This is a genomic window from Streptococcus sp. HMSC071D03, from assembly GCF_001812125.1.
GTDB classification, from domain to species: domain Bacteria; phylum Bacillota; class Bacilli; order Lactobacillales; family Streptococcaceae; genus Streptococcus; species Streptococcus pseudopneumoniae_N.
On the sequence record NZ_KV807780.1, the window covers coordinates 1 to 7403 of the forward strand.

Consider the following 7403-nt stretch of genomic DNA (forward strand, 5'->3'; position numbering starts at 1 on the left):
TTACACTAAGCAGTCCTGATAGGCTGCTTTTTTTGAGAGGTTATAGATGTTTACAAAACTTTTTAAGAAAAACCAAGACAATAGTGATGTATTTAAGAAGCTAATTCATAGACTATCTGATATGTCTGTCCAAGATCTTGAAAAAATAGACCGACTGTTAGATATCATTTTCACTCCAGATCAAGGATCAGAACAACTAAAAACAGAAGCAACTTACAGAGAAGAAACTTTGGACGACACATTAAAGGAAGCTAAGAATCAACTTCATAAGGAACAATTGGAGAAGAATTTAGAGAGATTTAAGAAAAATAGTCAATAACGCACCAAAATTGGTGCGTTATACTTTTTTATGCTATAATTGAATTATAAAAATAAAGGAGTTTGCCATGATTGGAAAGAACATAAAATCCTTACGTAAAACACACGACTTAACACAACCCGAATTTGCCCAAATTATAGGAATTTCTCGAAATAGCTTGAGTCGTTATGAAAATGGAACTAGTTCAGTCTCTACGGAGCTAATAGACATCATTTGTCAAAAGTTTAATGTATCTTATGTCGATATTGTAGGAGAAGACAAAATGCTTAATCCTGTTGAAGATTATGAACTGACTTTAAAAATTGAAATAGTGAAAGAAAGAGGTGCTAATCTATTATCTCGACTTTATCGTTATCAAGATAGTCAGGGAATTAGCATTGATGATGAATCTAATCCTTGGATTTTAATGAGTGATGATCTATCTGACTTGATTCATACGAATATCTATTTAGTTGAAACTTTTGATGAAATAGAGAGATATAGCGGCTATTTGGATGGAATTGAGCGCATGTTAGAGATATCTGAAAAACGGATGGTAGCCTAATGGATATCCAAGATTATACTGATAGTGCATTTAAACATGCATTAGAGCGAAACCTTCGCTCACTTACAAGAGGAAAAAAGTCCAGTAAACAACCTATAGCGATTTTGCTTGGAGGGCAAAGTGGTGCTAGCAAGACTACAATTCATCGTATTAAACAGAAAGAATTTCAAGGAAATATTGTTATCATAGATGGCGATAGTTTTCGTTCCCAGCATCCACACTATTTAGGACTGCAGCAAGAATATGGCAAAGATAGTGTAGAATACACCAAAGATTTTGCAGGGAAAATGGTAGAGCATATAGTTGATGAACTCAGCACACAAGGCTATCATTTGTTGATTGAAGGGACTTTGCGAACCACTCAAGTCCCACGGCAGACTGCTCAATTACTACGAAAAAAAGGCTACCATATTTCTTTGGCTGTGATTGGCACCAAACCAGAACTTTCCTATCTCAGTACCTTGATTCGTTATGAGGAACTTTACACAATAAATCCTAATCAGGCCAGAGCAACCCCTAAAGAACATCATGATGGTATTGTAGAGCATTTGGTTGATAACCTAAGAGAGTTAGAAAACGATAAACTCTTTGACCGCATTCAAATTTACCAAAGAGATAGGAATTGTATTTACGATTCTGAAACGGATGAGATTTCCGCAGCAACAGTTCTTCAAGAATGTCTCTTCGGAAAATGGAGTAATGTAGAGGAAGAGATGATGCAAATAGAGAAAGATAGATTAAAAAGGCTATATAAAGTTAAGGAGAATGGAAATAGTTTATGAAAGAATATTTTTATAAGTCTGCAAATGTTACCTACTATATGGAAAGTAATGAGTTCTTTAAAAACAGTGAACAGCTGACTTTGATTGAAGAGGATAAAACTTTTGATATAACTGATTTTAAAAAGTTAATTCAACAAGATTTGAATACTATTCTTCATACAAAGTTTGACAATATAGTACTGTTAGCTGGTGCTGGAGCTTCAGTTGTAGTTGAAAACGATGTAATAAATAACGCATTTGGAAAGACTGTAGCAATGATTGCTCAAGATGTTTTTGAACAACTGAATAAACGGAGTGACATATATTCGCTGGTCCAATTATCAAAAATTATTGATTTTGGTAATATCACTAAAAAAATTACTGATGATAATGATGTTGAAATAGAGATTTTAAGTGAAGATTTTAATTTAGAGGACTTTTTATCCAGCTTACAACACTATGCTCCATATGTAAAAAGAGGAAAGGTAAAATATGAAAAGTCGCTCAATACTATTCTTAAAATTATAAAGAAAAATACTGACTATAGCTATGATAGGAATAAGTTAAAACATGGTGCTATTTTAAACATATTGATTAAAAAAATTAAGTCTCCCAATAAGCTTTCAGTAGTTACAACAAATTATGATACTTTATTTGAGGAGGCAGGGGCAAAATTGAATTATATAATATTTGATGGTTTTAATTTTGTTGAAGATCCAAAATTTGAGAGTGACATTTTTGATTGGAATCTTATTAGAGAAGTGCCAATAATGAAAACGAGCGAGTTAGAGTACAGGGACAAAGTGTTTAATCTAATTAAGATTCACGGTTCTCTGACTTGGGAAAGAGGTGAAGATGGAAATATTTATAGGAAAAAGAAAAATGCAATTAATAATATCAATAATACGGTGATGATTTTTCCAAGTTCTGATAAATATGCTCAGAGCTATCAGGAACCATATTTTGAACTGTTTACTAAATTCCAGGAATTATTAAAAAAGCAAAATACACTACTGATTACGACGGGATTTAGCTTTTCGGACAATCATATTTCTAAAATGATTACACAAGCGATCAAAAATAACTCTGGTTTAACGGTAGTAGTTTCTGACTTTAATATCGATCAACAAAACGATAATTGGAAAGAAATAACGCATCTAATGGAAGTACATAATCCAATTGTCTTTTTAAAGGCTACATTAAATGATGGATTAACAGATTATTTAGGTGATAAATATGCGGATTGAAGATTTTTATGATGAGTTAGATAAGAGTAATTTTTATTTAGGCATGGTGTCGCAAGTATACCGTAGTAATATAGTTATTCAAGTTGAAAATCTTACATTATTAGCTTTTAAAAAGCTAAAAAATATAGCTATAATTCCTAATACAATAAATTATTTTGTAGCTATAGATTCAAATGATGGAATTTACTTTGGAGAATTATTTCAGTCAAAGATACAAAATGGAGTGAATTCTCATGAAATGGTAGCAAAGGGATTTCAAGAAAATGTTTATCCAGAATTAAATATTGATATTTTAGGTTTTATACCAATCGGTGATAAATTTTTCAAGTTACCTGGGACTCATACTGTAGGATTAACTGATAAAGTCTACATAGCAGATAGAAATATAATTGAACATTTCGTATCCTCGATAGAAGTTAAACCAAACTCGGAGAAAAAATTATCATCCTTTTCAAATCTATCGTTAAATTCTCAAAATTACCCTATTTCTTTTCAGCCTAGAACTTTATTTGACAGACATTTATTAACCATTGGCACAACTAATAGTGGAAAATCAACATCTGCATTGTCGATATTAGATAAATTAATAAGTAATAATATACGTACTTTGATTATTGATCCTACCGGTGAATATAGCTTATCTTTTTCAGAAGATGAAGTTGATAAATACGTTTTAGGAGAAAAAGCGTTTGTTCCTGTATCCGAATTGTCAATGCAGCAATGGTCAATATTATTTGAAACCAATGATGGTACTCAACCTGCTGTTTTAGCAGAAGCAATTAGAGGTTTAAGATATCAATTGAAGCAGGGATTAACAGGACCATATGTAAAAATTGGTAAGTCAGTAAACGTTGTAGAAAGAGAATTAAATCAGCTAACATCTAATGATAAAGATTTCGATTTATCACTTTTAAGTGAGCAGATAGCTAATGAAACAACTCAACAAACAAATTCTGGTGTGTATAAGGCAGATGCATTTAATTTTGGTATAAATCAATATCTGATACAAAAGGTAAATTATAAATTAGCTAATACAAATTTTAAAACATTCTTTAGTTCTCAAAAAGAGAACTTATTAGATATTATTAAAAATTTTGCAACCATATCAAAAAAATCTCTTTATATAGATGCATCAAGGATTGGTACTACAGATGGTATTGGTGGAATGATAATTGATTTGGTAACAAATTTTTTATTAAACATCCCCAAAAATGAGATCAATTCATTCGTAATTTTTATTGATGAGGTACACCGATATACAAAATCTAATAACATAGGAGAGACATCATTTTATACGGGGTTAACAGGAATTGCAAGAGAAGGTCGTAAAAAAGGTATATTTCTTTTTTTAACGACACAGAATCCTAATGATGTTGATAAAATTCTATTAGGTCAAATTGGTACGTTACTTATTCACCGTTTAACAGCTATTGATGAGATTAGAGCAATTAGTAATCATTTATCTGAGCAGCAGATTGCACAAGTCAGGAAATTGAATACTGGTGAAGCAGTATTAACTAGTATAAATTTACTCAAAGATTTATATCTTGAGATTGAAAAATGTGATAGAGTACATATGAATGATACTCCAAGTCTATGGCAAGATTGAAAATCTAGTTGGAGAGTTATATTTTTTGATTTTGTTACATCTTTATTTCTGAGAGCTCAGGCTCTCTTTTTTTTCCCCCTCATTTTTCATGTTGTGATACCTTTTCCAAATCTTCCCTGTTATCCTAATATCATTCATAGAAAATCAATTTTTGATTTTCTATGGGGGTTTGGGGGCGAAGCCACCAAGTTATCTTATCGTTGGCTTTCAAAACTGGAAGGTTTTGGTTGGTTGGCGATATGATTTTTGGGATATTGTGGACACAATATCTGAGCTCGCAAAGACCGAACAAGGAGAGACTGAGGTCTTTAGGAATCGTACTGACAATGTGAGGCAGCCTTACATTGTCAGACAAGTATAATGTTGAAAGGATGGTAAGATGGGACAAGAAATTAAGTTAATCCGTAAGCAATTTAGAATCACGAGACAAGAAGAAAAACAGATAAAAGAAATGATGAGGGAACAAAAAGTGGATAGTTTCTCAGAATTTCTTCGTCAAAATTTATTGAAAAAGAATTATCACGATAGAATTTTTGAAAGTTGGTTCTCCCTTTGGCAGTCTCAAAAGTTTGAACAGATTAGTCGAGATGTGTATGAAGTTCTGGTTGTCGCAAGAGAAAATCATCAAGTGACTCAAGAGCACGTCTCAATCTTATTGACTTGCGTTCAAGAATTGATTGCAGAAGTGAATCAAGTGCAGCCTCTCAGTCGTGAGTTCCGTGAAAAATATATTGGTTAGGAGGATGTAATGGTTTATCGCTATCGTACCAATCTCAAAAAAGTATTTCTAACTGATCCAGAATTACACCAATTGAATGAACGGATTGCTAAGAGCAATTGTCAAAATTTCTCAGTCTATGCCAGAAAAGTTTTGCTTAATCCCAATATGGCTTTTGTCACAATTAACACGGATACCTATGACCAGTTAGTTTTTGAATTGAGACGGATTGGAAATAATATTAATCAAATTGCGCGCGCTATCAATCAGAGCCATCTGATTTCTCAGGAACAATTACAAGAATTGAGTAAGGGAATTAGTGAGTTAATTACTGGAGTAGAGAAAGATTTTCAAGTTGAAGTTAATAGACTGAGGGAATTTTATGGTAGTCACTAAACACTTTGCGACACATGGTAAAAAATACCGTAGACGTTTGATTAAATATATCCTCAATCCAGAAAAAACGGATAATCTAAAATTAGTATCTGATTTTTGCATGAGTAATTACTTAGACTTTCCTAGCTATGAAGAAATGGTAGAGATGTACAATGTCAACTTCACCAATAATGACAAGTTGTACGAATCTAGAAACGACCGACAAGAAAAACACCAACAAACTATTCATGCTCATCACCTCATTCAATCATTTTCTCCTGAAGATAATCTGACACCTGAAGAAATTAACCGCATTGGTTATGAGACCATGATGGAATTGACAGGAGGTCGTTTTAAGTTTATCGTAGCAACTCATACAGACAAAGATCATGTTCATAATCACATCATAATCAACGCTATTGACCGCAATTCAGATAAAAAATTGATATGGAACTATGCCTTAGAACGAAATCTCCGTATGATTTCAGACCGTATTTCTAAAGTGGCTGGGGCGAAAATTATTGAGAAGAGTTTTTCTTACCGTGACTATCAAAAATATAGACAGTCTAGTCATAAATTTGAATTAAAGCAACGTCTTTATTTTTTGATGCAGCAATCTAAATCGTTTGATGATTTTTTAGAGAAAGCAAAGCAGTTGCATGTTCAGATTGATTTTAGTCAAAAGCATAGCCGTTTTTTGATGACAGATAGAACGATGATAAAACCAATTCGAGGACGCCAACTCAGCAAACGAGATCTATATGATGAAGAATTTTTTAGAATGCATTTTGCTAAGCAAGAGATTGAAAGTCGTTTAGAATTTTTGTTGAACCGTGTCAATTTTTTAGAAGATTTAATAACAAAAGCAAAAGAATTGAATCTAACCATTGACTTAAAACAAAAAAATGTAACTTTTATCCTGGAAGAAGATAATCAAAAGATAAGTTTAGGTCATCAAAAAATAAGTGATAAGAAATTATATGATGTCAAATTTTTTCAAGATTATTTTAAAAATAAGGAAGTCGGTGCTTCAGAAGGATTAGAGAATTTACAGGCACAGTACCATGCTTTCCAAGAAGAACGAGATAAGGATAAAGTATCCACTGAAGAGATTGAGGAAGCCTTTGAGACATTTAAAGAAAAACGAGATACCGTTCGTGAATTTGAAGTGGAACTTGCAGAGAACCAAATAGCGAAGCTAGTTGATGAGGGCATTTATATCAAAGTGTCTTTTGGTATTAAGCAGAGTGGTCTCATTTTCATTCCCAATTATCAATTAGATATTCTGGAAGAAGAGAATCAAACAAAATATAAAATCTTTATACGTGAGACAACCTCATACTTTGTATATAACAAAGAACATTCGGATAAGAATCAGTATGTCAAAGGACGAACATTGATAAGACAGCTAACCAACGATAGTCGAGTAATACCATACAGAAGACCTACAGTTAAGAGTCTACAGGAAAAGATTATTGATATTAACCTCTTCATTGAATTAACTGAAGCAGATAAGAAATACCAAGACATTAAAGATGAGTTAGTAAAAGAAATAGCAGAGATAGATATAAAACTAAATCAAATTAATGAAAAAATCGCCAACTTAAATAAGATGGCGGAAGTGCTTATTAATTTGAAGAGTGAAGATGTGAGCAGTCGAAAGCTTGCAAGATATGACTTTTTAAAATTAAATTTGCCAGAATCAATTACAGTAGAACAAGTAAGCGAAGAAATAAGAGCGTTTCAAGAGGAGCTAAATCATTATCTTTATGAGTATGAGAACTTAATAAAAAATTTAGAAATGTTTGTAAAAGTACTGAATGATAAGGA

Annotated in this window: 8 protein-coding genes; all 8 read left to right on the forward strand. The window is 32.2% G+C overall.

The features are described 5' to 3' along the window. Nucleotides 1-46 precede the first annotated feature (46 nt). On the forward strand, nt 47-319 hold the full coding sequence (locus tag HMPREF2837_RS07340; protein WP_049548772.1) for a hypothetical protein: 273 nt from the start codon (nt 47-49) through the stop codon (nt 317-319). A 67-nt stretch (nt 320-386) separates the two neighbouring features. Then, nucleotides 387-863 carry a type II toxin-antitoxin system antitoxin PezA gene (gene pezA / locus HMPREF2837_RS07345; protein WP_000579610.1) on the forward strand — a complete coding sequence of 159 codons (477 nt, stop codon included), beginning with the start codon at nt 387-389 and terminating at the stop codon, nt 861-863. Beyond that, nucleotides 863-1645, forward strand: coding sequence for a type II toxin-antitoxin system toxin PezT (gene pezT, locus HMPREF2837_RS07350; RefSeq protein WP_075230792.1), 783 nt, complete (start codon nt 863-865; stop codon nt 1643-1645). Before pezA ends, pezT begins: the two co-directional genes overlap by 1 nt. Then, the gene (locus tag HMPREF2837_RS07355) at nt 1642-2871 is read left to right on the forward strand and encodes an SIR2 family protein (RefSeq protein WP_049548770.1); all 1230 of its coding nucleotides are present in this window, start codon (nt 1642-1644) and stop codon (nt 2869-2871) included. Before pezT ends, HMPREF2837_RS07355 begins: the two co-directional genes overlap by 4 nt. Continuing rightward, nucleotides 2861-4480: an ATP-binding protein gene (locus HMPREF2837_RS07360; protein ID WP_049548769.1), complete on the forward strand. Its 1620-nt coding sequence runs from the start codon at nt 2861-2863 to the stop codon at nt 4478-4480. Before HMPREF2837_RS07355 ends, HMPREF2837_RS07360 begins: the two co-directional genes overlap by 11 nt. 379 nt (nt 4481-4859) lie before the next feature. Next, on the forward strand, nt 4860-5219 hold the full coding sequence (locus tag HMPREF2837_RS07370; protein WP_049548768.1) for an SAG1252 family conjugative relaxosome accessory protein: 360 nt from the start codon (nt 4860-4862) through the stop codon (nt 5217-5219). 9 nt (nt 5220-5228) lie between these two features. Next, a complete protein-coding gene (mobC, locus tag HMPREF2837_RS07375; RefSeq protein WP_049548767.1) occupies nt 5229-5594 on the forward strand; it encodes a plasmid mobilization relaxosome protein MobC in 366 nt (121 codons plus the stop codon). Further along, nucleotides 5581-7403 (forward strand): SAG1250 family conjugative relaxase (locus HMPREF2837_RS07380; protein WP_075230793.1); only part of this gene is annotated, 1823 nt, incomplete at its 3' end. The genes mobC and HMPREF2837_RS07380, both read left to right, overlap by 14 nt.